The 24,399-nt window shown below is 69.6% G+C and carries 23 protein-coding genes; 10 read left to right on the top strand and 13 right to left on the bottom strand.

The genetic code is table 11. The annotated features are described in order from the left end of the window. The first annotated feature begins 10 nt into the window (after positions 1–10). A complete protein-coding gene (locus C8258_RS09655; protein ID WP_106954847.1) occupies positions 11–1,219 on the top strand; it encodes a CaiB/BaiF CoA-transferase family protein in 1,209 nt (402 codons plus the stop codon). A gap of 70 nt (positions 1,220–1,289) precedes the next feature. Further along, positions 1,290–2,228, top strand: coding sequence for a hydroxymethylglutaryl-CoA lyase (locus C8258_RS09660; protein ID WP_106954848.1), 939 nt, complete (start codon positions 1,290–1,292; stop codon positions 2,226–2,228). 16 nt (positions 2,229–2,244) lie between these two features. Here the strand turns inward: C8258_RS09660 and C8258_RS09665 are convergent, their stop codons facing one another. Next, entirely contained in the window at positions 2,245–2,994 is a 750-nt protein-coding gene (locus tag C8258_RS09665; protein ID WP_233224970.1) for a TetR/AcrR family transcriptional regulator, read from the bottom strand. Between the two features lie 48 nt (positions 2,995–3,042). Between C8258_RS09665 and C8258_RS09670 the strand changes: the two genes are divergently transcribed. Both C8258_RS09670 and C8258_RS09675 read left to right on the top strand, forming a co-directional pair. Further along, complete coding sequence (locus tag C8258_RS09670) at positions 3,043–4,611, top strand: FAD-dependent monooxygenase (protein ID WP_233224971.1); 1,569 nt, start codon at positions 3,043–3,045, stop codon at positions 4,609–4,611. Between the two features lie 54 nt (positions 4,612–4,665). Beyond that, the gene (locus tag C8258_RS09675; protein ID WP_036504610.1) at positions 4,666–5,100 is read left to right on the top strand and encodes an SgcJ/EcaC family oxidoreductase; all 435 of its coding nucleotides are present in this window, start codon (positions 4,666–4,668) and stop codon (positions 5,098–5,100) included. 5 nt (positions 5,101–5,105) lie between these two features. Here the strand turns inward: C8258_RS09675 and C8258_RS09680 are convergent, their stop codons facing one another. Together C8258_RS09680 and C8258_RS09685 are read right to left on the bottom strand one after the other, a co-directional pair. Then, entirely contained in the window at positions 5,106–5,930 is an 825-nt protein-coding gene (locus C8258_RS09680; RefSeq protein WP_146161203.1) for a GNAT family N-acetyltransferase, read from the bottom strand. A 62-nt stretch (positions 5,931–5,992) separates the two neighbouring features. Beyond that, positions 5,993–6,244: a hypothetical protein gene (locus tag C8258_RS09685; protein ID WP_146161204.1), complete on the bottom strand. Its 252-nt coding sequence runs from the start codon at positions 6,242–6,244 to the stop codon at positions 5,993–5,995. Between the two features lie 285 nt (positions 6,245–6,529). Between C8258_RS09685 and C8258_RS09690 the strand changes: the two genes are divergently transcribed. Further along, positions 6,530–7,069, top strand: coding sequence for a hypothetical protein (locus tag C8258_RS09690; protein WP_106954851.1), 540 nt, complete (start codon positions 6,530–6,532; stop codon positions 7,067–7,069). A gap of 75 nt (positions 7,070–7,144) precedes the next feature. Here C8258_RS09690 and C8258_RS09695 read toward each other — a convergent pair whose 3' ends face one another. Both C8258_RS09695 and C8258_RS09700 read right to left on the bottom strand, forming a co-directional pair. Then, positions 7,145–8,278, bottom strand: a complete 1,134-nt coding sequence (locus tag C8258_RS09695) for an acyl-CoA dehydrogenase family protein (protein ID WP_106954852.1) — start codon at positions 8,276–8,278, stop codon at positions 7,145–7,147. A 9-nt stretch (positions 8,279–8,287) separates the two neighbouring features. Next, positions 8,288–9,460, bottom strand: a complete 1,173-nt coding sequence (locus C8258_RS09700; RefSeq protein ID WP_106954853.1) for an acyl-CoA dehydrogenase family protein — start codon at positions 9,458–9,460, stop codon at positions 8,288–8,290. Between the two features lie 373 nt (positions 9,461–9,833). Here C8258_RS09700 and C8258_RS09705 point away from each other — a divergent pair, with 373 nt between their 5' ends. Beyond that, positions 9,834–10,484, top strand: a complete 651-nt coding sequence (locus C8258_RS09705; RefSeq protein ID WP_106954854.1) for a bifunctional 2-polyprenyl-6-hydroxyphenol methylase/3-demethylubiquinol 3-O-methyltransferase UbiG — start codon at positions 9,834–9,836, stop codon at positions 10,482–10,484. Here C8258_RS09705 and C8258_RS09710 read toward each other — a convergent pair. Next, complete coding sequence (locus tag C8258_RS09710; RefSeq protein WP_106954855.1) at positions 10,481–12,331, bottom strand: DEAD/DEAH box helicase; 1,851 nt, start codon at positions 12,329–12,331, stop codon at positions 10,481–10,483. The two genes, C8258_RS09705 and C8258_RS09710, sit on opposite strands and share 4 nt — an antisense overlap. A gap of 391 nt (positions 12,332–12,722) precedes the next feature. On the opposite strand from C8258_RS09710, the gene C8258_RS09715 reads away from it, so the two are divergent. Further along, the gene (locus tag C8258_RS09715; protein ID WP_233224984.1) at positions 12,723–13,514 is read left to right on the top strand and encodes a carbon-nitrogen hydrolase family protein; all 792 of its coding nucleotides are present in this window, start codon (positions 12,723–12,725) and stop codon (positions 13,512–13,514) included. A 12-nt stretch (positions 13,515–13,526) separates the two neighbouring features. Then, a complete protein-coding gene (locus tag C8258_RS09720; RefSeq protein WP_106954856.1) occupies positions 13,527–14,171 on the top strand; it encodes a phosphoribosyltransferase in 645 nt (214 codons plus the stop codon). Positions 14,172–14,190: 19 nt separating this feature from the next. On the opposite strand, the gene C8258_RS09725 is transcribed toward C8258_RS09720, so the two are convergent. The 5 genes from C8258_RS09725 to C8258_RS09745 are packed head-to-tail and all read right to left on the bottom strand — an operon-like array spanning position 14,191 to position 17,980. Further along, positions 14,191–14,730, bottom strand: a complete 540-nt coding sequence (locus C8258_RS09725) for a gamma carbonic anhydrase family protein (protein WP_036504621.1) — start codon at positions 14,728–14,730, stop codon at positions 14,191–14,193. A 6-nt stretch (positions 14,731–14,736) separates the two neighbouring features. After that, positions 14,737–15,492 (bottom strand): ESX secretion-associated protein EspG, encoded by a 756-nt coding sequence (locus C8258_RS09730; protein ID WP_106954857.1) that lies wholly within the window; start codon positions 15,490–15,492, stop codon positions 14,737–14,739. Between the two features lie 39 nt (positions 15,493–15,531). Continuing rightward, entirely contained in the window at positions 15,532–16,893 is a 1,362-nt protein-coding gene (locus C8258_RS09735; protein WP_106954858.1) for a WXG100 family type VII secretion target, read from the bottom strand. Then, complete coding sequence (locus C8258_RS09740; protein ID WP_106954859.1) at positions 16,886–17,320, bottom strand: hypothetical protein; 435 nt, start codon at positions 17,318–17,320, stop codon at positions 16,886–16,888. Before C8258_RS09740 ends, C8258_RS09735 begins: the two co-directional genes overlap by 8 nt. A gap of 15 nt (positions 17,321–17,335) precedes the next feature. Next, positions 17,336–17,980, bottom strand: coding sequence for an alpha/beta hydrolase (locus C8258_RS09745; protein ID WP_106954860.1), 645 nt, complete (start codon positions 17,978–17,980; stop codon positions 17,336–17,338). Positions 17,981–18,184: 204 nt separating this feature from the next. Between C8258_RS09745 and C8258_RS09750 the strand changes: the two genes are divergently transcribed. Next, a complete protein-coding gene (locus C8258_RS09750; protein ID WP_233224972.1) occupies positions 18,185–21,520 on the top strand; it encodes a bifunctional RecB family nuclease/DEAD/DEAH box helicase in 3,336 nt (1,111 codons plus the stop codon). Here the strand turns inward: C8258_RS09750 and C8258_RS09755 are convergent. Both C8258_RS09755 and C8258_RS09760 read right to left on the bottom strand, forming a co-directional pair. Further along, a complete protein-coding gene (locus C8258_RS09755) occupies positions 21,517–22,695 on the bottom strand; it encodes an amino acid deaminase/aldolase (RefSeq protein ID WP_106954924.1) in 1,179 nt (392 codons plus the stop codon). The two genes, C8258_RS09750 and C8258_RS09755, sit on opposite strands and share 4 nt — an antisense overlap. A gap of 53 nt (positions 22,696–22,748) precedes the next feature. Next, positions 22,749–23,225, bottom strand: coding sequence for a TetR family transcriptional regulator (locus C8258_RS09760; RefSeq protein WP_233224973.1), 477 nt, complete (start codon positions 23,223–23,225; stop codon positions 22,749–22,751). A gap of 373 nt (positions 23,226–23,598) precedes the next feature. Between C8258_RS09760 and C8258_RS09765 the strand changes: the two genes are divergently transcribed. Further along, positions 23,599–24,390, top strand: a complete 792-nt coding sequence (locus tag C8258_RS09765) for a tyrosine-protein phosphatase (RefSeq protein ID WP_106954862.1) — start codon at positions 23,599–23,601, stop codon at positions 24,388–24,390. The last annotated feature ends 9 nt before the right edge of the window (positions 24,391–24,399 follow it).

Consider the following 24,399-nt stretch of genomic DNA (forward strand, 5'->3'; position numbering starts at 1 on the left):
GAATCGGTACATGGAGATTCGACCGCTGGCCGGCGTTCGGGTACTGGAACTGGGCAACTACATCGCGGCGCCGACCGCGGGGCGCATCCTCGGCGACTTCGGCGCCGAGGTGATCAAGGTCGAGCGCCCGAAAACCGGTGACGAGCTGCGCAATTGGCGGCTCTACGGCGGTGACACCTCGATGCTGTATCGCACGGTGAATCGCAACAAGAAGTCGATCACCCTCGATCTGCGCACCGACGCGGGCCGCGCGATCGTGCTGGATCTGATCCGGCACTGCGATGTGCTGCTGGAGAATTTCCGGCCCGGGATGCTGGAGAAGTGGGGGCTGGGTCCGGAGGTGCTCGACGAGGCCAATCCGGACCTGGTCATCACCCGCATCTCCGCCTACGGGCAGACCGGACCGCTCTCGCAGCGGCCGGGTTTCGCCGCGGTCGCGGAGGCGATCGGCGGGCTGCGCGAGCTGGTCGGCGATCCGGATCGGCCGCCGGTGCGGGTGGGCGTGTCGATCGGGGATTCCATCGCGGGGATCTACGCCGCCTTCGGCACGGTGCTGGCACTGTTCCAGCGCAGGGGGGCCGAGGAGCGAATCCCGTTGCCGCAGCGCATTGTCGATGTGGCGCTGAACGAATCGATTCTCTCCGTGATGGAATCGCTGGTCCCCGACTACGAGGCGTACGGCATCAACCGGCAGCGCGTCGGCGGGCGGATGGAAGGGATCGCACCGAGTAACGCCTACCCGTGTGCCGACGGCACCAGCATCATCATCGGCGGTAACGGCGACGCGATCTTCCGCCGCTATATGCAGGTGATCGAGCGTCCCGATCTCGCCGAGGATCCGGAATTACAGGACAACGCGGGCCGCTGGCGCCACCGCGACCGCCTCGACGCCGCGATCGGCGAATGGAGTGTGCGCCACACCCGCGACGAGGCGCTGGCGATCCTCGAACAGGCGGCCATTCCGTGCGGCCCGATCTACACCGCCGCCGATATCGTCGCCGACGAACAGTATCGCGCGCGCAACATGATTCAGCACTTCCCGGTCGACGTCGGCGCCGCCGAACCGAAACAGGTCGCCTTCACCGGCATCGTCCCGGTGATCGGCGAGCGTTCGCTCCCCATCCGCACGGTAGGCCCCGACTTGGGCGAACACACCCGCGAGGTCCTTTCGGAACTGCTGGGAATGTCGGACGCCGACATCGATGGCCTGGAGGCGTGATGAGCGACAATCGCGAAGCGGCTCGTCTCGCCGACCGGGTGCGGGTGTCCCGCAAGACACTGGAGGCGTGATGAGCGACTTTGTGACCACAGCGGGCACGCTGCGGGACGTGACTCTGCGGGACGGACTTCAGTTGACCGGCAAGGTGTTGCCGACCGAGCACAAGGTGGAGATCGCTCGCACCCTGCTCACCCTGGGCGTGCCGGAACTCGAGATCGGCTCGATGGCACGCCCGGATCTGGTGCCGCCCATGGCCAACTCCATGGAGGTCGTGGCCGCGCTGACTCCCGAAGAGCTGCAACGGTGTTGGGTGTGGGTGGCGACGCCGCGACAGGTCGCGCGCGCCGCCGAGGCGGGGGTGCGGAAGTTCCAGTACTGCCTGTCGGTGTCGGATGCCCACAACAAGGCCAATATCGGCCGCACGGCAGAGGACAGCGTGGCCGCGATGCCCGAGGCGATCCGGCTCACCGAGGAGGTCGGCGGGTCGATCCAGCTCTGTCTGGCAACGTCTTTCACCTGCCCGTTCGACGGGCCGGTGGATCCGGAGCGGGTGCTGGCGATCGCCGCCGATCCGCGCACCGACGGCGCCGCCGACATCGTGGTCGCCGATACGCTGGGCCAGGCGTATCCGGCGCAGGTGCACGCCCTGATCGCGGCCGTGCGATCGGGAACTCCGCAGCGCCGCATCCTCTTTCACGGCCACGACACCTGGGGTATGGGTGTCGCCAACTCACTCGCGGCACTGGCCGCCGGCGCGGATACTGTGGATGGTTCCCTGGGCGGTCTGGGTGGCTGCCCCTTCGCGCCGGGGGCGAGTGGCAACACCGCCAGCGAGGACATCCTGTTCGCCACCCGCCCCGGCTGGTTCACACCCGCGGCCCTGGCGACCATGGTCGACCTCACCGAACGGCTGCTGACCGACCTGGGCGAACCCAATCGCTCCCGCACCGCCGAAGGCGCTCGCTCCGAGGCTCGCGCCTTCGAATGGGTTGTGCCCCCGCCGGATTAGGCGGCGCTTTCCAGCCCTATCGGCCACCCGGTTCGTCGAGCCCCATGCGGGCGATGATGCCGTCGAGCAGGCACCGCAGTGTCCACTCCACCGGGTCGGCGGGGCCGGAGCCGGTGCGGCCGTGGAACCACCGGCTGAAGGCGGGATAGCGGCCCTCTTCCACGAGCGGTTCCACCAGTGGTTGCGCGGCCCGGGCGAGCTGGTCGTCGGTGGCCAGCCCCACGCGGGTTCGCATGCGATGCTCCTCCGCCGCTTGCAGGGCGGCGCCGAACAGATGGCCGTCCACCGCACCGGTCAGCAATGACAGGTCGTCGGCCGACAGGCCCAGCGGTTCGAGCATGGCGAAGCGAAAGTCGAAGTAGCGCAGCGCGTTGGGCCCCAGCGGTGGGCGGGTGTGGACGAGTTCGCCGAACCACAAGTGCCGTCGGATCACGGCCCAGGTGTCCAGCGCCAGACGCTCCAGCGCGTCGCGCCAGTGCGCGGTCCTCGCCGAGTCCGGGCCCGCCGACAGTGGTACTTCGCCGTAGACGGCGTCGATCATCAGATCGACCAGCCCGTCCTTGCTGCCCACGTAGCGATACAGCGACATCGGCGTGGAGGCGCCGACGGCCTGGGCCACCCGGCGCATCGTCAGCGCCCGCGCGCCCTCGGCATCGGCGATCGCCATCCCCGCGCGCAGAATCTCGGCCCGGCTCAGATTCGTCGTCGGCCGGCCGGGCGGTTCCGGCAGGGACCAGATGAGCGGTCCGGGCACTTCCTCGGTCACCGTGCACACCTCCTTGCCGGAATTCAACCACCGGTGTACAACGTACACATGATGTACGACGTACACGCAGACCCGGTGCTGATCGTCGGCGGCGGATTGACCGGCCTGACCGCCGCACTGTTCCTGAAGCATCAGGGCGTGCCGGTGATATTGGTCGAACGCCGGACCACCACCTCGGCCCAGCCGAAGGCACGCCGGATCAATATCCGCACGATGGAACTGTTCCGCCGGATCGGCATCGCCGCGGCGGTCGAGGACGCGGCCCGTGGACTCTCGGCGCATCAGGCGATGGCGGCGGGGCCCACACTGGCCCGGGCGCAGCGGCTGCCGTTCACCTTCCCGGGCGGTCTGCCGGACTGGGATGCGATCACGCCCGCGTCGGCCTGCCTGTGCGCGCAGGATCGGCTGGAGCCCGTCCTGCGCGAACTGGCGCAGGCACGCGGCTGCGATATCCGCTTCGGGGTCGAATGCGTCGACATCGCCGAGGACTCCACGGGGCTCACCGCGACACTGCGCACGGGTCCGGAACGCGTCGACACCGTGCGAGCGTCGTACCTCGTCGCCGCGGACGGCGCGCACAGCCCGATCCGCGAGCGGCTGAACATCGGCCGCCAGGGCCGCGGCACCCTCGGCCGCGCGGTGAACGTGTATTTCCGCGCGGATCTGGCGGAATCGGTACGCGGGCGCGAATTCAACCTCTGCCAGATCGAGAACGACCGCATCCCCGGCGCTTTCGCCTCGGTGGACGGTGCACAGCGATGGATCTTCACCAGTTCGGCAGAGGTCGACCGCCCCGCCGACCGCTGGCCCGAACTGCTGCGAGAGGCCATCGGCGTCCCCGATATCGACGTGGAGGTGCTGAGCGTCCTGCCCTGGGAGCCGGGCATGTTCATCGCCGACACCTTCCGATCGGGCCGGGTGTTCCTCGCCGGCGACGCGGCGCACGTGATGCCGCCGTACGCGGCCGCGGGCGCCAATACCGGTATCCAGGACGGCCACAATCTGGCCTGGAAACTGGCGCTGGTGCTGCGTGGCGCGGCATCACCACACCTGCTCGACAGCTACGACAGCGAGCGCCGCCCCCTCGGCCGATACATTGCCGATCAATCCAGTATCCGAACCGCGAACCTGCGCACCATGACTCGCGAATCCACCGATGGCACACCGCTCGCCGACCCGATCGCCCTCGTTCTGGGCACTCGCTATCCCGCGGGCGCGTTCGTCGACGACGACAGTCCGCACACCATGGACCACCTGGATCTGAGCGGGCAGCCGGGCACCCGGCTGCCCCACCGTTACCTCGCCGACGGCCGCTCCACTCTCGACCTGATCGGAACGACGTTCACACTGCTGATCGGACCGGATTCGCCGGACTGGCAACTCGATGATCAGACCGTCGACATCGTCCGCATGGACCGCACATGGTGCGACACCGTCGGTTCGACACCGACGGGCGCGCTTCTGGTCCGCCCGGACCAGGTGATCGCGTGGCGGATCCCGGCCGCACCGGACGATCCCGCCGCCGCCTTGCGCCGTGCTCTGTCCCGAATCCTGAACGGCACCGGCCACGCCATCGATCCGGCAGCGGTCCGCGCGGCCGACTTGACCTCGAGTTGAGTTGAGCTTCTAGGTTGGCTGTAGCCCGAGCGCCCGAAGACACAGGAGCCAGCCATGACACAGCGTCCCACCCTCGACGACCCCGCCGCCCGCACCACCGCACAGCGGGTGGCCGCCGATTTCGCCGCGGAGCTGCAACGCGCGGGCGAGACCGGCGATGCCGATCTCTACGACCACTCCTTCGCCGCGGATGTGCTGTGGGGCAGCCCGTTCGGCGCCACCGTCGTCGGCTACGACCAGCTCAACCCGATCCATCACCGCCTGATGGCCGGACAGGTGGCACCGCCCTCGACCTTCGAGGTCGTCGCCGCGACCACGCCGGCGCCGGGCGTGGTGGTGGCCCAGATCCGCAGGCAGGCAGCCGATCCCGCAGGCTTCTCCGAGACGGCCATGTACGTGCTGGTGGAACGCGACGGGCGGTGGTGGCTCGCGGCCGCTCAGAACACCCCGTTCGAGCCGGAGAAGTCGGCACTGCGGCGCACCGCCTAGCCGCCTTATTGCGACGCGTCGAATACGAACCGCGGGAAATCGCCGACCGGCTCGAAGCCGATGTCCCGATAGATCTTGTTCGAGGTCGGGTTGGCGAGGTCGGCGAACAGGCATACCTGGGAGCCGCTGTCGCGCAGCGCTTTCGACACCTGCGCGGTGGCGGCCGCCGCATACCCACGGCGGCGGAATTCGGGCGGAGTGTAGACCGGCCCGATGCGGGTCCAGCCGTATGCGCGCCGCTGATGCGCGACCACGGATACCGGCGCACCCGCGACCTCCCACAGCCACCACTGCCCCGCGGCGATCCGATCGGGGACCGCATGCGGGTCGGGACCGATGTCCTCCTCGCGCCGCATGCGCTCGGCCCAGCGAACACACTGATCGATGTCGGAGTCGCCGGCGCGGCGGGCGATGCCGGGTACTTCGGGGACGCGCAGTTCCCCGAGTCGATAGAGCCGCGTCGTCCACTGCAGCCGAAAGGCATTGCCGGACAGTCGTTGCCAATGGAGGGCGAATTCCGACGCGGAGTGCGGATCTCCCTCGACCGCGACGACGGCGGGATCGCGGTCGAACAGGGCCGCGGCCACCCCCGGCAGCGCCGGGGCGGGTATGTCACCCAGATACGCACCGTGCCCAGGCGTATCGATGGCGACGCCCACCACCGTATCGCCGTCGCAGACCATGGCGAACACCGGTTCGATCGTCATCGCCCCGGCCACGCCGTTGCGGACCATCGTGGCGATGACGGTGTGCCGCAGGGGCTCTCGCGCCAGGCAGTGCCCGGCGCGGGCCTGGAGCTCGAACGGGTCCGTGGTCAGCTCGATCCGCATGCCGACCAACGGTAGGCCCGTCGGAGCACGTCTCCCACCGATTTTTCACGACGGGGCGATTCTCAGGCCGATTGGTGCCCGTCGGCGCGAAGTTTCAGCAGGACCAGACCGGCGGTGCAGGCCAGAATCAGTCCGGCGACAGTGATTTCGACACGAAGGCCCGCGATGCCGAGCACCGCACCGACCAATCCGCCGAGGAAGATCAACCAGGCCGCGATGCGGGAGGTGATCGTCCAGGCGCTGCGTCCGGATTCGGCGGCAGCCGAATCACCCTGTGACACCGCGCGCGTGGGGGATGTCGAATAAGCTCCCATCACTACTCCTCGATGACGCCCACCGAGACTGTCGAAACGTCCGTTTCGCCCGGCAAATAACATGCGTCTCACATGTAACTTCGCTCACACGTTACGTGGCCGCCGCCGAAACTCCACGCGACACGTGCCCGCGACACGCCGAACGTATCTACTTCGTTATGTGAAGTGTTGGCTTTTCACGTTACCGTCCGGTATTTTGCGGACCAACCGGCATGCCTGGCCCCGGGTTGCGGCTCTCGGTTACTGTGAGGCCACTCGGAAACAGTTTGAGGGAGCACCACATCCATGGACGACAGGGCGAGCACGGGGGATCGCGCCGATGAGGAGACCCCGGGCCGTCTGAACATGAAGGTCGCGGGTCCCGCAATGGCCGCCGGTGCGGTATCGCTGGGTTTGGTGTTGATCGGGGCGTGCGGGATCGGTCACAAGGACGTCTATGTCGCACCGCCGCCGCTCGCCGCGGATCTGCAGGTGGCCACCACCCCGATCACACGCAGCGGCACCACCACAGCTCCCGCGGTGATCATTCCCCCCTCCCCCTCCTGGCGGGTCGCGGCGAATACGCCGGCGCGGCGCACCACCTCCGCGACGGCGACCGGCACCACGCCCGAGGCCGAGCCGAGCTACACGGCGTTCGCACCGCCCGCGCCGACCACCACCACGCAGGCTCCCACCCCGACCACGGAACCGTCCGTCAGCGATCCCTACACCGATTCCGACAGCCCGACGACCACCCGGCCGCATCACGCGCCGCGCACCGTCGAGGAATCCGAACCGACGACCGGCCTCCAGCCCGCACCGACGAGCGAGGACAGCGGCAACTGACCCGCACACCGAAAAGGGTGGCGGTCGCGCGGATTCGCGACGACCACCACCCTCACCGGTCCACCGGCGTGCGGATCAGAGTTCGACCAGGCCGTAGTCCCCGACCCGGCTGCTCAGCACGCCCAGATGTTCGCGCCGGCCACCGAAGGTCTGGTCCACGGCGGTGAGCCGGGCGACGTAGTGGCTGACCGGATATTCGGTGGTGATACCGATTCCACCGTGCATCTGCACCGCTTCCTGCGCGACGTGGCGGGCGCCCCGGCCGACCTGGAGGCGGGCCCGCGACAGCGCGATCGGATCGACCGTGCCCTCGGCCAGCGAGGCGGTCGCGTAGAAGCTCATGCTGCGAGCCAGTTCCATCGCGACGTACATATCCGCGGCACGCTGGGTCAGGGTCTGGAACTTCGAGAGCGTGACCCCGAACTGTTTGCGCGTCTTGAGATATTCGGTGGTCAGCCGCAGCGCCTCACCCATCGCGCCGATCGATTCCGCGCACAGGCTCGCCTGGGCGGTCGCGATGGCGGTGGCGACGGCCTCGGTGACATCGCCGGCCTCGGCGGCGCCGAGCAGTTCGGCCGGAGCCGAGGCGAATTCGATCTGCGCACCCCGGCGTTCGTCGAACGTGCGGTAGGCGGTGCGGGACACGCCCTCGGCATCGGCGGCCACCAGGAACAGCCGCAGCACCCCGTCGGGTCCGAGAGCGCTGACGACCAGCTCGTCGGCGCAATCGCCGTGCGGCACCCGGCTTTTCACACCGGAGAGCCGGTAGCCGTCGCCGTCGGCGGCGGCCGTGGTCGAGACCGTGATCTCCGGCCAGCGCGAACCGGCCTCCTCGTGCGCGAAGGCCAGCAGCCGGGATCCGCCGGCCACCTCCGGCAGAATCCGCTGCCGCTGGTCGGCGGTCCCGAGGGAGGCGATCAGCCCCCCGGGCAACAGGACCGCGTCCAGCAGCGGTTCCGGGGCGAGGCGGCGGCCGACCTCCTCCATGACGACCATCGTCTCCACGGGTCCGGCGCCGACGCCGCCGTCCTCCTCGCTGAAAGACAGTCCGAGGACGCCCAATTCGGCCAGCTGCGACCAGACGTCGCGACTCCAGCCGAGTTCGGTGTCGAGTACCTTCAGCCGGCTCTCCGGGTCGTAGGCACGGGCCAGCAGATCACGCACCGTCTCGCCCAGCATGACCTGTTCATCGGTCAGTTCGAAATCCATGGCAGCGCCTCACAATCCGAGGATGGTGGAGGCGATGATGGTGCGCTGCACCTCGTTCGAGCCTCCGTAGATGCTGGTCTTGCGGTAGTTCAGATAGGTGGGTCCGGTGCGCTGCGCCCAGTCCGGCGCGGCGATGTCGTCGGCGCCGACCGGCACGGCGTCCGGGCCCGCCACATCGAGCATCAGCTCGGTGGCCGCCTGCTGCAATTCGGTACCGCGCAACTTCAGCACCGACGACACCGGATTCGGTTTGCCCTCGGCGGAATTGGCCACCACCCGCAACAGCGTCAGTTCGAGCGCCAGCAGTTCGTTCTCCAACTCGGCGACACGGGTAGCGAAAACCGGATCCTCCAGCAGTGTGCCGGAGCCCGTCGGAATCTGTGCCGCATGCTTTTTCGCGGTGGCGATCACGACTTTGGTGCGACCCACGCCGGCAATACCCGTGCGCTCGTTGCCGAGCAGGAATTTCGCGTAGGTCCAGCCCGCATTTTCCTCACCGACCAGTTGATCGGCGGGTACCCGCACGTTTTCGAAGAAGACCTCGTTGACCTCGTGCCGGCCGTCGATCAATTTGATCGGCCGCACGGTGACGCCCGGCGAATTCATATCGAAGAGCAGCATCGAAATACCGGCCTGCTTCTTCGGCGCATTCGGATCGGTGCGCACCAGGCAGAAGATCCAGTCGGCGTACTGGGCCAGCGTCGTCCAGATCTTCTGGCCGTTGACGATGTAGGAATCACCGTCACGCACCGCGGTGGTGCGCAGCGAGGCGAGATCGGATCCGGCGTCGGGCTCGGAGAAGCCCTGGCACCACCAGATGTCGAGGGCGGCGGTCGGCGGCAGGAAGCGCTGCTTGAGTTCCTCCGAGCCGAACTGCGCGATGACCGGGCCGATCATGTTCGCGTTGAAGGTCAGCGGCTCGGGCACGCAGGCCAGCTGCATCTCGTCTTCCCAGATGTGGCGCTGCATCGAGGTCCAGTCCTGGCCGCCCCACTCCACCGGCCACTTCGGCACCGCGATGCCCTTGGCGTGCAGGAGTTTGTGGGCGGTGACGATGTCCTCGCGGGAGAGTTCCCGGCCGTTTTCGACCTTGTCCCGGATCTCGGCCGGTATCTCGGTCTGAAAGAACGTGCGTAGTTCGTCCCGGAAGGCCACCTCGTCGGGTGACAGGGCAAGTTTCATGGGCATCTCCCACCGTATTTCGTAGGTCCGAATCGAATCTACGCCTCGAATCGAACCGCTCGTCGACCGGATCATAAACGACGAATCGCGCCCGGTGCCGCGATCCCGAACGGCCCGCTGCCGCGGCCGGCGCGAAGGAACCTTTAGGTTGTGGCGAAATGGCCATACCCTGCGCAATTCGCGAGGTGCGGATTAAGTTAATCGCAATTCGCATGCGTTCCGACGATTTCCCCGCCACGGTAAACGCGCGGGGCGATCGACGCCGGGATGCGGGCCGGTTTGCCGTTTCGGCAAGATTCCTTGCCGGCGTTCCGGCGCTCCGGCGATTCTGGGTGCAGGCGCCGACGGGGCGCCCCGAACGACGAGGAGTCTCATGTCCGCCACATCACCCACCGAGCCCGCGGTGTTCTGGGAGCAGCGGTATCGCGACAGCGACCGGGTCTGGAGCGGGAATCCGAATCCGTTGCTGGTGCGCGAGACCGCGGATCTGCGGCCGGGCCGCGCCCTGGATCTGGGCTGCGGCGAAGGCGCCGACGCGGTCTGGCTGGCCGGGCAGGGCTGGCAGGTGACCGGTGTGGACATCTCGCAAACCGCGCTGGAACGCGCCGCGGCCCATGCCGAGCAGGCCGGCCTGGGCGAGCACATCTCGTGGCAGCGCCACGAACTCGGGCGCACCTTCCCGGACGGCAGCTACGACCTGATCAACGCCCAGTTCCTGCAGTCACCGGTGGCCCTGGACCAGGACGGTGTGCTCCAGCGCGCGGCCGACGCGGTGGCGCCCGGCGGCACCCTGCTCATCGTCATGCACGCCGGCTGGCCGACCTGGATGACGCCCGAGGAACATCCGTTCGACGCCATCTTCCCCACCCTCGACGGCGTCCTGCACGCCCTGCGCCTCGGCGAGGAATGGACCGTTCGCACCTGCGAACCGGTCGAACGCGCGCTGACCTCCCCCGACGGCCGCTCCGGCACCCGGGTCGACAACGTCTGGCGTCTCTCCCGCGCCGGCGCGGCCGGTGACTAACTGCGCGGCTTGCGGCGGTCGTATTTGCGCGGGCCCTCGCGGCGCGGGCCGCGACTCAGGGAACGATGCGACGGCGGGCCCTGGTCCAGCTGCAACTGGATCAGGACGCCGCTGATCCTGGTGCGGCGCAACGCATCCAGGGTCTCCGACGACAGATCGGCGGGAAGCTCGACCAGGCTGTGGTCGGGGCGGATGCTGATATGGCCGAAGTCGCTGCGACGCAGACCGCCCTCGTTGGCGATGGCGCCGACGATCGCGCCGGGAACGACACGGTGCCGTTTGCCGACCGCGATGCGATAGGTGGCCATCTCCGCGTCGGTGGCGCGATGGCGCTGCGGACCGCCCTCGGGACGACGCTCGCGGTCCTCGCGCGGGGCCCGTTCGCGGCGCGCCGGGCGGATCGGCTCGGGCTCGGCCTCCATGAAGAAGTTGTCGCCGTCGTGGCCACCCACCGCCAGAGCGGCGGCGATATCGGCGAGCGGGATGTTGTGCTCGGCCTCGTAATCCTCGATCAGCTTGCGGAACAGCGCGAGATTCGACGCCGACAGATTCTCCGTGATCGCGTCGTGGAATTTGACCACGCGCTGGGCGTTCACGTCGTCGACGCTGGGCAGCTGCATTTCGGTCAGCGGCTGGCGGGTGGCACGCTCGATCGCATCCAGCAGCCGGCGTTCGCGCGGGGCGACGAACAGCAGCGCCTCACCGGTGCGCCCGGCCCGGCCGGTGCGGCCGATGCGGTGCACATAGGACTCGGTGTCGTGCGGGATGTCGTAGTTGACCACATGCGAGATGCGGTCGACGTCGAGTCCGCGCGCGGCCACATCGGTGGCGACCAGGATGTCGAGGGTGCCGGACTTCAGCTGGCCGATGGTGCGTTCGCGCTGATTCTGCGCGATATCACCGTTGATCGCGGCGGCCGAATAACCACGCGCGCGCAGTTTCTCGGCCAGCTCCTCGGTGGCCTGCTTGGTGCGCACGAAGATGATCATCGCCTCGAACGGCTCGACCTCGAGGATTCGAGTCAGGGCGTCGAGTTTGCGCTGATGGGAGACATGCACCCAGCGCTGCGAGATGTTGGTGTTGGTCGAGGTCTTGGACTTGACCGTGATCTCGACCGGATCCTTGAGGTACTGCTTGGAGATCTTGCGGATCACCGACGGCATGGTGGCCGAGAACAGCGCGACCTGCTTCTCCGCGGGAGTGTCGCGCAGAATGCGTTCGACGTCCTCCTGGAATCCCATCTTCAGCATCTCGTCGGCCTCGTCGAGCACGAGATACCGCAGCTGGGTGAGATCGAGGGTGCCGCGTTCCAGGTGGTCGATGACCCGGCCCGGAGTGCCGACGACGACCTGCGCCCCGCGCCGCAGACCCTGCAGCTGGACCGCGTAGTTCTGACCGCCGTAGATCGGCAGCACGTGGATACCCGGCAGATGTGACGAGTAGCGGCCGAACGCCTCGGCCACCTGGATCGCCAGCTCGCGGGTCGGCGCGAGCACCAGCGCCTGCGGCGGCTTCGGGCGCTTGTCCAGGCCCATCAGAATCGGGATCGCGAAGGCCGCCGTCTTACCGGTGCCGGTCTGGGCCAGGCCGACGACGTCGGCGCCCGCGAGCAGCGGAGGAATGGTGGCCGCCTGGATCGGCGAGGGAGACTCGTAGCCGACATCGGCGATCGCCGCGAGCAGCCGATCGTCGATGCCGAGGTCGGCGAACGACGGCTCGGTCACGTCGCCGCTATCGCCGGGGTACCCGGTGGCGGCGTCCGCGGGCCCTTCGTGGATGCGCTCGTCTGCGCCTTCGGGCCTGTCGCCCTCGCCGCCGGGCACGCTGTCGACCGATGAGTTGTTCATATTGACCAGCAGTTTAATGCCTTGCGGTGGCCGCCCGGACCATCGGGCCAATACGGTGAGACCTATGCACCCGCAGCAGCCGCCCTTGCGCGACGTTCCGGAATCCGCCGAACCCCTGCGGCCCACCGCATCTGCGCCCGCCGAGCCGAATTCTCGCGACGACGCCGGCGCACTCGTGAGTGACGAATCCGACACTGCGGACGCACCCGGAACCGCCCGCCCCGACGCCGGAATCTCCACCGCCGACGCGATCGGCAGTCCCGTCCCGATCGTGATCACCTACTCGACCACCGCGGAGGCCGGGCGGCCCGCTCCGGCGGTGGGCGGTGGACTCGAACCCCGGCCCGCCGCCCGACCGGTACCCGCCCCGGCTCCGGCGCAGGCGGTCGATATCGCGGTCGTGCAATTCGGGCCGTACACCGACAAGTCCGCCAATCTCGCCGCGTTGCGCGACCATGTTCGCGCCGCCGCCGAGCACGGCGCGAAAGTGGTTGTCGCACCGGAATATTCGATGTTCGCGGTGAAGCGGCTGGACGAACGGGTGGTGGCGGCGGCCGAGCCGATCACCGGCCCGTGGGCGAGCGAATTGCGCGGGCTCGCCGCCGAATTCGGGGTGCACGTGGTCGCCGGCGTCGTCGAGGCGCCGGGCGGGCAGATCACCGACCGCATCTACAACACGCTGATCGCGGCCGGTCCCGATGCCGAGTTCGCGGCGGTCTACCGCAAGGTGCACCTCTACGACGCGTTCGGATTCCGCGAATCGGATGTGGTCGCTCCCGGCCCGATCGAGGATCCCGCCACCTTCACCGTCGAGGGCGTCACCTTCGGCCTGCAGACGTGCTTCGACCTGCGCTTCCCGGAGGGCTGCCGCCGGGTGGCCGCCGCGGGGGCGCAGGTGTTGTTACTTCCCGCGCAATGGATTCCGGGCCCGGGCAAGCTGGATCAGTGGACCACGCTGTTGCGCGCCCGGGCCATCGAGAACACGGTCTACGTGGCCGCCGCGGACCACTGCGCCCCGCGCGGCGCGGGCGCGTCGATGATCGTCGATCCCTCCGGCAATCTGCTCGCCGAACTCGGTGATGCCCCCGGTATCGCCACCAGTCGCATCGACCTCGATCACCTGCGGCAGATCCGCACCACCAACCCGAGCCTGAGCCTGCGCCGATTCACCGTCGAGCCATAGACTGGTGGCACCATGATCTATCCGGATCGTCGGTCGGCCGGTCGCACGCTGGGTGAATCGCTGTCGCACCTGCGGGCGTGGCATCCCCTGGTGCTGGGACTGCCGCGCGGTGGGGTGCCGGTCGCGGCCGCGGTGCGCGAGATCATCGGCGGGGATCTGGATGTGCTGCTCGTCCGGAAGCTCGGCGTGCCCTGGCAACCCGAGCTGGCGATGGGCGCCATCGGCGAGGACGGGGTCCGGGTTCTCAACGACGACGTGCTGCGGCAGACCGGTGTGCGAACCGAACAGATCGCCGCCGTGGAGGAGACCGAGCGCGCGGAACTGTCGCGCCGGCAGCGCATGGTGCGCGCGCAGGTGCCGCGGGTGCCGATCGGCGATCGCACGGTGGTGATCGTCGACGACGGGATGGCCACGGGCGCGACGGTCGCTGCGGCGTGCCGTGTGGCGCAGTCGCACCGGCCGCGATGGATCACGGTGGCGGTGCCGGTGTCCTCGATCGAGGCGATGGAGCGGGTGCGCGGCCTGGCCCGGGAGACGGTGTGCCCGCTGATTCCACGCTCCCTCGGTGGAGTCGGCGGGGCGTATCGCGATTTCCATCAACTCGACGACGAGGAGATGCTGGACCTGCTGCCGACCGCGCACCACCCCGGCGGCTGAGGAACCGCGCCGGCACGAATCACTCGCTCTCCGAGTCGATCTCGCGCACCCCTTTCCGATGCCGCTGCGCGAGGTCGGCGTAGTAGCCGGGGTTGATCTTGACCCAGCCTTCGGCCTGGGTGCCGGCGATGGGGCGTTTGACCTGGGCCGGCGCTCCCGCGGCCAGGACCCCCTCGGGGATCTCGGTGCCGGGCTGGACCAGCGAGTGCGCGGCGATCATCGAACCGGCGCCGATCGTGGCCATATCGAGGACCGTGCTGCCGTTGCCGACGATCGCCTCCGCGCCGACGCTCGCGCCGTGCAGCACCACGCTGTGCGCGATCGTGGCGCCGGGCCCCACCTCGACGGGCACGTCGGGCGGGGTGTGAATCACGGTGTTGTCCTGCACATTCGCCCGTTCGCGGACGATGATCGGCGCGAGGTCGGCGCGCAGCACGGCCCCGTACCAGACCGACGCGTTCGCCTCCACGCGCACATCACCGATCAGGGTGGCGGTCGGCGCGATGAACGCGGTCGGATCCACCTGGGGGCGTTTACCTTCGAATTCGTAGCAGGGCATGCGTTCTCACCATTCGTTGTCGTCGGCGACCACTCGTTCCGCGGCCGCGACCATCGGGCGCAAGTGCGCGGCAAAGGTTTCCGCGGTGACACCGACGATATCCACCTCCGCACGGGTGCGGACCGCGTAGCGGCCGTCGCCGGCGACGTCGATCCAGCACAGCACGCCGAGCGGGCGCATGCTGTCGTCGGCGCGGCGCGCGGAGACCACGATCTGACCGATGCCGTCGCGAGGCTGTTTGAGCAACCGCCGCATCCGCGCGGTCGTGGAGGGACCGGCGACCGGCACCGTCACCAGATCACGACTGTCCTCACGCACCCGGTCCAGTGACGCCGTGCGGCGCGGTTCGCTTCCGGCCGGATACTCCGGCAGCAACGAGACCACCCGCGCCGCGAGGGAGGCGGAATTTCCGACGAACAGCCGCACGTCGCCGCCGCGATCGGCCGCGTCGCCGTGGCGCTGAGCCGCGACCACCGTGATGTGGCCGGCGGCCGCGCCGAGCACCCGTACGGGCCGAGCCTCCTGCGCGCCGCATTCGCCGAAGACCTCGACGCATACGGTGGGCCGGGCGAGCAGCCGCAGCGCCGCCTCCAGATCGGGGTCCACGGTGCGGTCGCACCACTCGGTCAGCTCCGGCAGCTGCGCGGCCCGTTCGGCGCTGTCGCGGGCGGACGACCGCACCCCGAGCGGATACGGGATCCGGTCACCGTCGATCCGTTGCCATGCCATCGCGAACTGATCGGGTGTCAGCGTCCATTTCACCGCCGCCGGCCCGCCTCGTCCTCCGCCGTCACCGCGCGGTCAGTCATCCTCGGACCATTCGCCCAGCACGGGCGGGGTGGTCGGGTCGAGGATTCCGACCAGTTCGCCACCCGGCTCGGCCGGTTCGAGGAAGGTCGGCTCGTCGTCGAATTCGGAGTAGTAGTCCTCGTCCTCGTCCTCGTCGCGGCGGATCGGCTTCGCCGCCACCGGAGTCGGCGGGCCCTGCCGCACCGCATCGCCCGCGGCGAACGCGCCCCCGGCCAGGCCGCCCACGATGCCCGCACCCATTCCCGACATCGAGTCGGCGCCGGGGTTGTGGTCCTGGTCGTGGTCGTCGCGCTTGGCCGAATCGGAGTTCTGCGCGGTCGACGCCGGGGTGGTGGCCGCCCCGGCGGGACCGACGGCGGCGGGGACCACTCCGGGAGTGCCTCCCGGTGCCGCTGCCGCCGGGGCGGGTTGCGCGGTGTTCGACGGTTTCGGTTGTGTGACAACCGGGTTCGCGGTCGCGGCCACCGGCGTCTCGGGTACCGCGGCGGCCGCAAGCGTGCTGTGCACCGGGGTGGGGGGCTCCACGAGCGTCGGTGCGGCCGCGGCGGGTGTAACAGCCGCGGGACGATCGGTTGCCTGCTGATCACCGCCGGGCCGATCACCGTCGGCCGGGTCGTCGGCGGGTGCGGCGGGCCGATCCGCCGGAGCCGCTTCCGGGCCCTGCGGTCCGTCCACCGTCGGCGTCACCGGTGCGCCCGTCGCTCGCCCGATCAGATCCGCACTGCCGCCACCCGGCGCGGTCGCCTCGTCACCCGGTTGTACGACAGCGGGATTCGGATACATGCCGCCGTCGGGAAACGCCGGCACACTGTCGCCGGTGCGCAGGAAGACACCGGCGTAAACCGAATCCATCACCCGCACGGCGTCCTGGCGCAGGTTCTCGGCACTCTTCTGCACGGCGACGTTGGCGGTGGCCTGTTTCGGATCCAGCAGTGCCGCTTCCAGATCCGGATGGGCAGTCACCTGTTGCGAGACCGAGGCGCGCAATGTCTCGGCTGCGTCGTTGGCCTGCGCGAGTCGTTGTCCGACAACCGCCATCACATCGGACAGCTCTTGGCCCAGTCGTTCGAAGGCGGTCACCGCGTCGGCGGCCAGCTGCGCGGCGCCACCGCGCCAGCCGTCGGCGATGGCGCCGCGAATTTCGGTGTGCGCGGACTGGACCGCGTCGGCCATGGCGGCCGCCGAACTCTGCCAGGCCTGGCGGCCCGCGGTGATGATCTCGGGATTCAATTCCTGCACCCCACGCTGGATATCGCCATGGGTGAGGTGGTCGAACATCTCGACCGTCGGGGCGTAATCCGGATCGGTATGCCCCTGCGCCGGCGGTGTCCCGTTGCCGCTGACCCTATGCATGTCCCACCCCCACCGGCTGCGACGGCGTTACGACCACCGGGGGTGGTGCGGCCTTGCCGATCGCCGCGGCGGCATCGGCATCGTGCTGGGCGTAGGCGGCCGCGGCCGCGCGCAGGGTCTGCGCCAATTGCCGTGCGGCATCGGCGTATTCGCGTAACCGATCAACCGCGTCGGCGGCCTTGCTCTCGAAGCCGCGGCGCAGCGAGTGTCCCGACTCGAAACCGCCGAAGCCCGGCAGGGACGCGGCCGCGCCGAGTGTCCGGATCTGCTGCTCCACCTGGTCGGCCAGCGACTCGTAGCGGCGTGCGCAGCGCTCGTGGGTGCCGTCACCGACGAGTACGCCGTCGATCCACAGCTCTCCGTCGTCGACCGCCTGGGCCAGCGCACCGACATCGTTGCGCAGATCCCCGGCCTCTTGTGACTGCATCGCGGTCCCCCTTTCTCAACCCACTTCCGCGGCGCCGTGACGACGGTCCGCGACCTCGCGGATCCACTCCGCGATATCGGCGGTGACCGCCGCATGCACCGGCTCGTGCAGCAAATCGTGCCCGGCATCGGTGTACTCGTGCAACCCCACCGACGGGTGCCGGGCCGCCCACGCACGCGCGGAGTCGATCGGTGCGCGGCGGTCGTCGACGCCGTGCAGCGCCAGCATCGGCAGTCCGGGCGGGAGGGCGGCGGGCGATTCGACGGCCCGCTTCGGCGTCCCGGTCAGCACCATGCCCGCGCACCCGGACATCTCCGGCAGCGACATCGATGCGAGACAGGTCGCCGCGCCGAGCGAGTGGCCCGCCAGGAACAGCGGCGGATCGGGCCGCTCGGCGCGCAGCACCCGGACCAGCGCGGCGGCGTCGCCCGCGAGTTCGGGCAGTGTTCCCGGCGCCGCCGGATCGCCTTCGCTCAACCCCTGGCCGGCGGTGTCCAGGCACCAGACTTCGATACCGCGCGCGCCCAGGCCCCGCCCGAGCCGATGGTAATGCCCACTGTGCTGGCCGGTTCCCGGCAGGAACGCCACCAGTGCCACCGGCCGCTCCACCGGCCACCGCCGGTAGTGCAGTCGACCGCGGGCACCCTGGAAGTACGGCATCAGCCCATTGTCACGGGCAGGCCGTCCGCGAGCCGTCCCGGCCCGGCGAAGTGAGACCGATATCCGACACGCCCCCCTCGCGCCACGCCGTACGACCTCGAATGATTACGCTGTTGCGCGACTCGGCACGCGAGCGGGCGCCGGCCGCGTGCGGGTGTCCGGAACTCAGGAGGGCCGCGATTGATTCTGTTCGGTGATCGTGTCGTGTGCAGCACCGATGACCTGGTGAGGGCAGCGCGCTGCGAATTCGCGCTGCTGCGCGCGCTCGATACCGAACTGGGCCTTGTCCTTTCGCCGGATGCGACCGACGCGGCGCACTTCCCGCTCGGCTCGGACGCACTGTCGGACGAGGTGTTCGACGATGTGTACGCCGCCCTCGGTGCGAGCGTGATCACCATCGATCCGCCGGCCGCCGCCACCGCCTCCGAGTTGCGCGGCGCACACGACCGCACCGTCGCCGCACTCGGCACCGACGCGCCCGCGATCTTCGGGGCGACATTCTTCGACGGGACCTTCGCGGCCGGATGCGCCGTTCTCGTCCGCCGCGACGACCCCGCACCGGTGCGCACGCGGCGGACCGCGGCGCCGCCGGACATCGTCGCGTCCGACGAGGCCGGGGCGGCGGACCGCGTCGACGAGGTCCGCGAAGCGCCGCCGATCCCGAATCCCGCCTTCGTCCTGTACGTCCGCTCGTCGTCGTCCGATGTCGCGGCGCTCATGGAGGCTGCCGCGTGTGCGCGCCTGGTGCGGGACAACGGGTTCGACGTCGATCCGTGGGTCCGGATCCGGGACGCCGCGGGGGCGGAGCGGATTCACGAACTCGGTCCGGCCGAGACCGTCTACGCGGCGCGCCGGATTCGGCTCGCCGCGATCCTCACCGCCAAACAGGACGAACTGCTGCCCGTGCAGTGGGGAGACCGCCGCTATCTCGCCTGCGGGCGATGCGCGAGCTGCACCGCCGAACTGGTGGCCGGGCGCGATCTGCTGCTGGTAGCCGGTATGCGGCCGTCGGTGCGGGCGCAGCTGCGTGATGCCGGCATCACCACGGTCGATCGCCTCGCCGCCGCGGATTCGTCGGTGACCGGCGTTGCGGTGCAGACCTTTTCGACGCTGCGACGGCAGGCCGAACTGCAGTTGCGCCGCGAGCGCACCGGACGCCCGGCCTACGCGGTCACGGATGCGGCCGCCTTCGGTGAGCTGGCCCCGCCCGAGGCCGGCGATGTCTTCGTCGCGGTCGCCGGGTCGGCCGTCGGCGTCGGCGTCGCGGCGCGGAGTGCGGACGGCGGCGACGGGGTGTTCTTGTTCCACGCCTTCACCACGCACGATCCGGTGGCGCTGCTCGAATTTCTCGCCGATCGCCAGCAGCACCATCCCGACCTGCGGATCTACCACTTCTGCTCGCCGATCCGGACGCTGCTGGCCGACCTGTGCGCCCGCTGCGGCGCCGACGAGGAGACCGCCGACGACCTGCTCGGCGCCCTGCTGGACCTGTATCCGATCGTGCGGTCCGCGCTGCTGATCGGCGCCCGGACCTACGATCTGCCGGAAATACTCGGCCTGCTCGATCCCGAAGCGGAACCGATCCGCGCCGACCTCGAATCGTCCTGTGCGGCAACACTGCGCCTGCGCGAGCGACTCTGCGAACTCGCCGCCGAACACGACATCCAGCCCTGCCCGGTCCCGCGCCGCACCCTCGCCGAACAACCGGCCGCGGTGGAGGCGGCGCTGCGCGAATTCGCCTTCGACTACGACGAAACCCGCAGCGCCGGACAGCAAGCCGCCGCCATGATGGCCGCGGTACTGGGTTATCACCGGCGCGAGCGGCAGCCGCTGCACTGGGCGCACGAGGACCGCCTGCACCGGCCGATCGGCGAATGGGCCGATACTCCGGGCGTTCTCGTCGCGGACTGGGCCAGCGTCGACACCAAATGGCAGCACACCGACGACCGGCCGATGCGGCGCTACCTGAAGCTCACCGGCCGGCTGGGCACCGGTCGCCCGCCGCCGCCGGGCACCGCGGTACGCACGCTCTACGATTCGCCGGTGCCCGACCTACCGGCCACGCCCGGCCGGCGCGCCACCGCGGCGGCGACGGTGCTCGGCTTCGCCCTCGACGACAACTTCGACGATGTGGTGCGGGTGGAGGAACTGCTGCCGCCGGGGTGTGCCCCCTACGACGAACTGCCCGTCGCCATCGTGCCCGATCCGCCGGGCCGCGACGACAATCTGGAACAGGCGCTGAACGCCGTGGCGCACGATCTGCTGGTCAGCCTGCCGGACGTCCCCTTGACGGCCGCCTTCGACCTGCTGTGCCGGCGACGGCCGCGGCTGCACGGATCAGCCGCGCTCCCACAGGTTTTCGGTGATTACGCGGCCGCGATCACCGCCGCGGTGCTCGATCTCGACTGCTCGTATCTCGCGGTGCAGGGGCCCTCCGGTACCGGCAAACTCGACACCACCGCGCGGGTGATCGAGCGGCTGGTCACCCGCTACAAATGGCGCGTCGGTGTAGTGGCGCAAACGCATTCGGCCGCCGAGGTGTTGCTCGACGCCGTGGTCCGCGTCGGTGTCCTGCCGGAACTGGTCGCCAAATCGGATGTGCACAGCGTGGCGCCGGAATGGCTGGGGATCGCCGCCGACCGCTATCCGCGCTTCCTCGACAACGCGGTGAACGGTTGTGTGATCGGCGGTCTCACAGGCGATTTCACCGACCCCGAGCAGATGGCGCCGCAGAGTCTGGATCTGCTGGTGATCGCCGACGCCGGGTATTTCCCACTGGCACAGGCGATCGCGGTGGGTGCGTCGGCGCGGAATCTGCTGCTGGTCGGCGATCCGGCGCCGTTACCGGGCACCGGCGTGCACCCGGAGCGCGTGCACGAATCGGCACTGGGCCGCATCGTCGGCGACAACCCCACGGTGCCCACGGCTTTCGGCTATTTCCTGGAACGCACCTGGCGAATGCATCCGCAGGTGTGCGGGCCGGTGTCGTCGCTGCGCTACGGCCGTCGGCTGCGCTCCAACGAGACGGTCACCCTCGCCCGCGAACTCGAGGGCGTCGCGCCGGGCGTGCGCGCGGTACCGGTCGAACATCACGGCAACAGCACCGAATCCGCGGAGGAGGCCCGCGAGATCGTCCGTCAGGTCCGGTCCCTGCTGGGCCGCACCTGGCGCCAGGGCGTGCTCACCCGGCGGCTGCATCCGCACGACATCCTGGTGGTCGCGCCCTATCACGCGCAGGTCGCGCGCATTCGAATGCTGTTGTCACGGGCCCGGATCGAGGATGTGGTGGTCGGCACCGCCGATCGCTTCCGCGGCCGGGAGGCGGCGGTCGTCCTGATCTCGATGACGACCTCGGCCCCCGCCGACGCACCGCACGGAATGGACGACCTGCTCTCCCGGCACTGGCTGACCACCGCCGTCTCCCGGGCGATGTGGTCGGCGATCGTCGTGGCCTCGCCGCTGCTCACGGACTATCTGCCCGAGACACCCGAGCAGCTGCCCGATCTGGCCGCCTACCTCGAACTGACCGGGCGCGACTAGCCGAAGTTGCGGCCCTCGCCCCGATACGTCGGCACCGTGGTGCGCCGGTCGTCGGCATCGACGACGTGGATGACGTCGAAGCGTTCACACAGCTCTCCGGCCTTGGCGTGGCGCATCCACACCCGATCCCCGACGGCCAGGTCCGCGGCGCCCGTGAACGGCGTCTGCACCTCCCCCGCACCCTCGGTGCCGATCAGTCGCAAACCCTTGGGCCACATCGGCTTCGGTACGCGCGACGCACCGGCCGGACCGGAGGCGATATAGCCGCCTGCGAAGACGGTGGCGATGTCGGCGGCCGGGCGGCGCAGCACCGGCAGCGCGAAGTACAGCGCCGGATGGGGTGTGAACGCGCGATATCCGTCGAACAGCGTCGGCACGTAGAGGCCGGACCCGGCGGTCACCTCGGTGACCTCGGGCGCTGCCACACTCACCTCGATCGACCCGCTGCCGCCGCTGTTGACAATCTCGAGTTCACCGGCCACCGCACGCACCGCCTCCAGCACCTGCCTACGGCGCGTGCCGATTTCGGCCGCGGAGAGCCGCTTGACCAGCCGCACCGCGGGATTGGTGTCGGGCAGGCCGGCGATCTGGGCCTCGTAGGTCATCACGCCCACCACCCGGAACCCGCGCTCGCGCGCGACCCGGGCCAGCCGCTCGGCCTGCTCGGGCGTCCGGATCGGCGATCGGCGCACCCCCAGGTGCAGCGGGCCGACTCGCAGCGAGGCATCGACATCCAGGCAGATGCGCGGGCTGATTCCCGTGCCACCGACCGCGGCGCGAATCAGATCCAGCTGCGCGACGTCGTCGACCATCAGCGTGATCGAGTCGAGCAGGGTGCTATCGGCGCCCAAGTCGGCCAGTGCGGCGCGATCGACACTCGGGTAGCCGAGCAGAATGTCGCGCGCCCCGTGGCCGGCCAGCCACAGCGCCTCACGCAACGAATAGGACATGATGCCGGCGAATCCGCCGCGGCCGGTGAGCTGCGGTCCGAGTACTTCCTCGAGGACCGCGCGGCAGCGCACCGATTTACTGGCCACCCGGATCGGCACGCCGCGGGCCCGGCGCACCAGGTCCGCCGCGTTGGCGCGCAGCGCGCTCAGGTCCAGCGCGGCCAGGGGCGGATCGAGGTCCGCGGTGGCGGCATGCAGGTCGGCGATGGGCGGCGCGTCTGTCACCACATCAGCCAATCACGAAACTGGTCACACGTCCAGGAGTGATGGGCGCGTCGTTACCGATCGACCGCCTTGGTGATCAGCGTCGAGACCAGATCGTCCAGCACCACGAGCGTGGTCTCGTCGTCGCCGTCGGCGAGCCAGCGCAGCACCGCCCCTTGGAACACGGCCAGCACATATGCCGAGATCGCCGTGACCGGCTCGATCCACTGGGTGTTCGAGCGCTCGGCACAGGCGTCCAGCGCCGCACCGACCTCGGCGTCCAGATCGCGCAACCACTCCGTCGCCGAGAGCCCGGAACAGTCGGCCTCCCCCTCCCAGCGGCGACGTAAGGCGCTGATCGTGAGATCGAGCGTGTGCACCTGCCGTTGCGGCGTGGCCCGGATGGCCGACCACATCGCACTCACACCGGCGTGCAGCACGACCCGCAACGCGCGCGTGCCCGTGCAATCGCAGGCGGCCGACGCGGCGTCGATGGCCTCCTGCACGATCGGCCGCGGCCGAACCTGAATCATCTCTCCACTAGCGCTCAACGACGACTCCCTCGGCGAAAGAACTCGCGCACCTCGCCTGCGCGGCTCGCTCAACGGGCATCCGATCCACGGTGATCTCTTCCGAGTTCTACCCCGGGCGACCCGTTCAACATCCGTCAATGTTAGAGGGTTTTCGGGGATCGTGACCAGGTTCGATAGGCCGTTCCGTACTAAAAGATTGTTTTGTTACCTGCCCGACACACCCCCTGCGGGGGTTCGGCGGCGGATCCGCCACGGTCAGCGTGGGCGGCGCCCGGGCGCAAACGCTCAGAACTCTACGGCCTCCCGGCCGGAATCGTTATATCGATGTGGGCGAGCACACAGGTGACCCAACGCCACCCCACCGCTGCGAACCCGCCGATAACCTGGAGTCGTGACAACGGTGCGCCCCGATCATCTCCACATTCCCGGCACCTTCAACTACCGCGACGTCGGCGGCCTGCGCACGGCGAGCGGGACCAGGATTCGCAGCGGAGTCCTGCTCCGGTCGGCGCAGCTGTGCCGGCTGGACGAACGCGGACACGACATCCTGCGCCGGCTCGGCGTCGCCACCGTGCACGATCTGCGCGGGCCCGGTGAAGCCGACCGGATGGGCGTCGACATCCTTCCCCACGGCGTGCGCCTGGAGGTGACACCGTTCCACTCCGGCGTCGGCGCCGCCCGGGCCCCGCACGAGGCCCCGCAGGAACCGGCGCTGCCGCCACACGAGGCCGCGGCGCGCGACGATGGCTCGACAACCAGCCGTCATCTCGATCTGCTCGAGGTCTACGCCGAATTCCCCTCGATGCCGGAGGCGGGCGTCGCGATCACCGCCATGGCACGGTCGCTGGCCCGCGGCGACGGCGCGGTGCTGGTGCACTGCGCGGCCGGTAAGGACCGCACCGGCTGGGCGGTCGCCACCCTGCTGCGCGCCGTCGGCGTCACCGAGGACGATGTGCTGGCGGACTACCTGCTCAGCAACGAGGCGGTCGAATCGCTGGCCGCCGATATCGCGCGCAATTCCGGCGAGCCGCTGCCGCCCGCGCTGCTGGGGGTGAGCATCGAATACCTCGCCGCCGGCACCGAGGCCATGCACCGCCGCTACGGCACCATCGACGGCTATCTCGAGTCCATCGGCATCACGCCGCAACTGCGGGCCGCCCTGCACACCCGCCTGCTGGAGTGAACCGGTACC

It is taken from the genome of Nocardia sp. MDA0666, assembly GCF_003023875.1.
Classification (GTDB): Bacteria; Actinomycetota; Actinomycetes; order Mycobacteriales; family Mycobacteriaceae; genus Nocardia; species Nocardia aobensis.

Coding starts and splice junctions, on each gene's coding strand:
- C8258_RS09745 (WP_106954860.1), bottom strand. CDS start 17,980: ATGCCGTACTTCCAGGGTGCCCGCGGTCGACTGCACTACCGGCGGTGG.
- C8258_RS09655 (WP_106954847.1), top strand. CDS start 11: ATGGAGATTCGACCGCTGGCCGGCGTTCGGGTACTGGAACTGGGCAAC.
- C8258_RS09725 (WP_036504621.1), bottom strand. CDS start 14,730: ATGCCCTGCTACGAATTCGAAGGTAAACGCCCCCAGGTGGATCCGACC.
- C8258_RS09670 (WP_233224971.1), top strand. CDS start 3,043: ATGATGTACGACGTACACGCAGACCCGGTGCTGATCGTCGGCGGCGGA.
- C8258_RS09690 (WP_106954851.1), top strand. CDS start 6,530: ATGGACGACAGGGCGAGCACGGGGGATCGCGCCGATGAGGAGACCCCG.
- C8258_RS09700 (WP_106954853.1), bottom strand. CDS start 9,460: ATGAAACTTGCCCTGTCACCCGACGAGGTGGCCTTCCGGGACGAACTA.
- C8258_RS09705 (WP_106954854.1), top strand. CDS start 9,834: ATGTCCGCCACATCACCCACCGAGCCCGCGGTGTTCTGGGAGCAGCGG.
- C8258_RS09675 (WP_036504610.1), top strand. CDS start 4,666: ATGACACAGCGTCCCACCCTCGACGACCCCGCCGCCCGCACCACCGCA.
- C8258_RS09660 (WP_106954848.1), top strand. CDS start 1,290: ATGAGCGACTTTGTGACCACAGCGGGCACGCTGCGGGACGTGACTCTG.
- C8258_RS09735 (WP_106954858.1), bottom strand. CDS start 16,893: ATGCATAGGGTCAGCGGCAACGGGACACCGCCGGCGCAGGGGCATACC.
- C8258_RS09740 (WP_106954859.1), bottom strand. CDS start 17,320: ATGCAGTCACAAGAGGCCGGGGATCTGCGCAACGATGTCGGTGCGCTG.
- C8258_RS09720 (WP_106954856.1), top strand. CDS start 13,527: ATGATCTATCCGGATCGTCGGTCGGCCGGTCGCACGCTGGGTGAATCG.
- C8258_RS09710 (WP_106954855.1), bottom strand. CDS start 12,331: ATGAACAACTCATCGGTCGACAGCGTGCCCGGCGGCGAGGGCGACAGG.
- C8258_RS09680 (WP_146161203.1), bottom strand. CDS start 5,930: ATGCGGATCGAGCTGACCACGGACCCGTTCGAGCTCCAGGCCCGCGCC.
- C8258_RS09695 (WP_106954852.1), bottom strand. CDS start 8,278: ATGGATTTCGAACTGACCGATGAACAGGTCATGCTGGGCGAGACGGTG.
- C8258_RS09685 (WP_146161204.1), bottom strand. CDS start 6,244: ATGGGAGCTTATTCGACATCCCCCACGCGCGCGGTGTCACAGGGTGAT.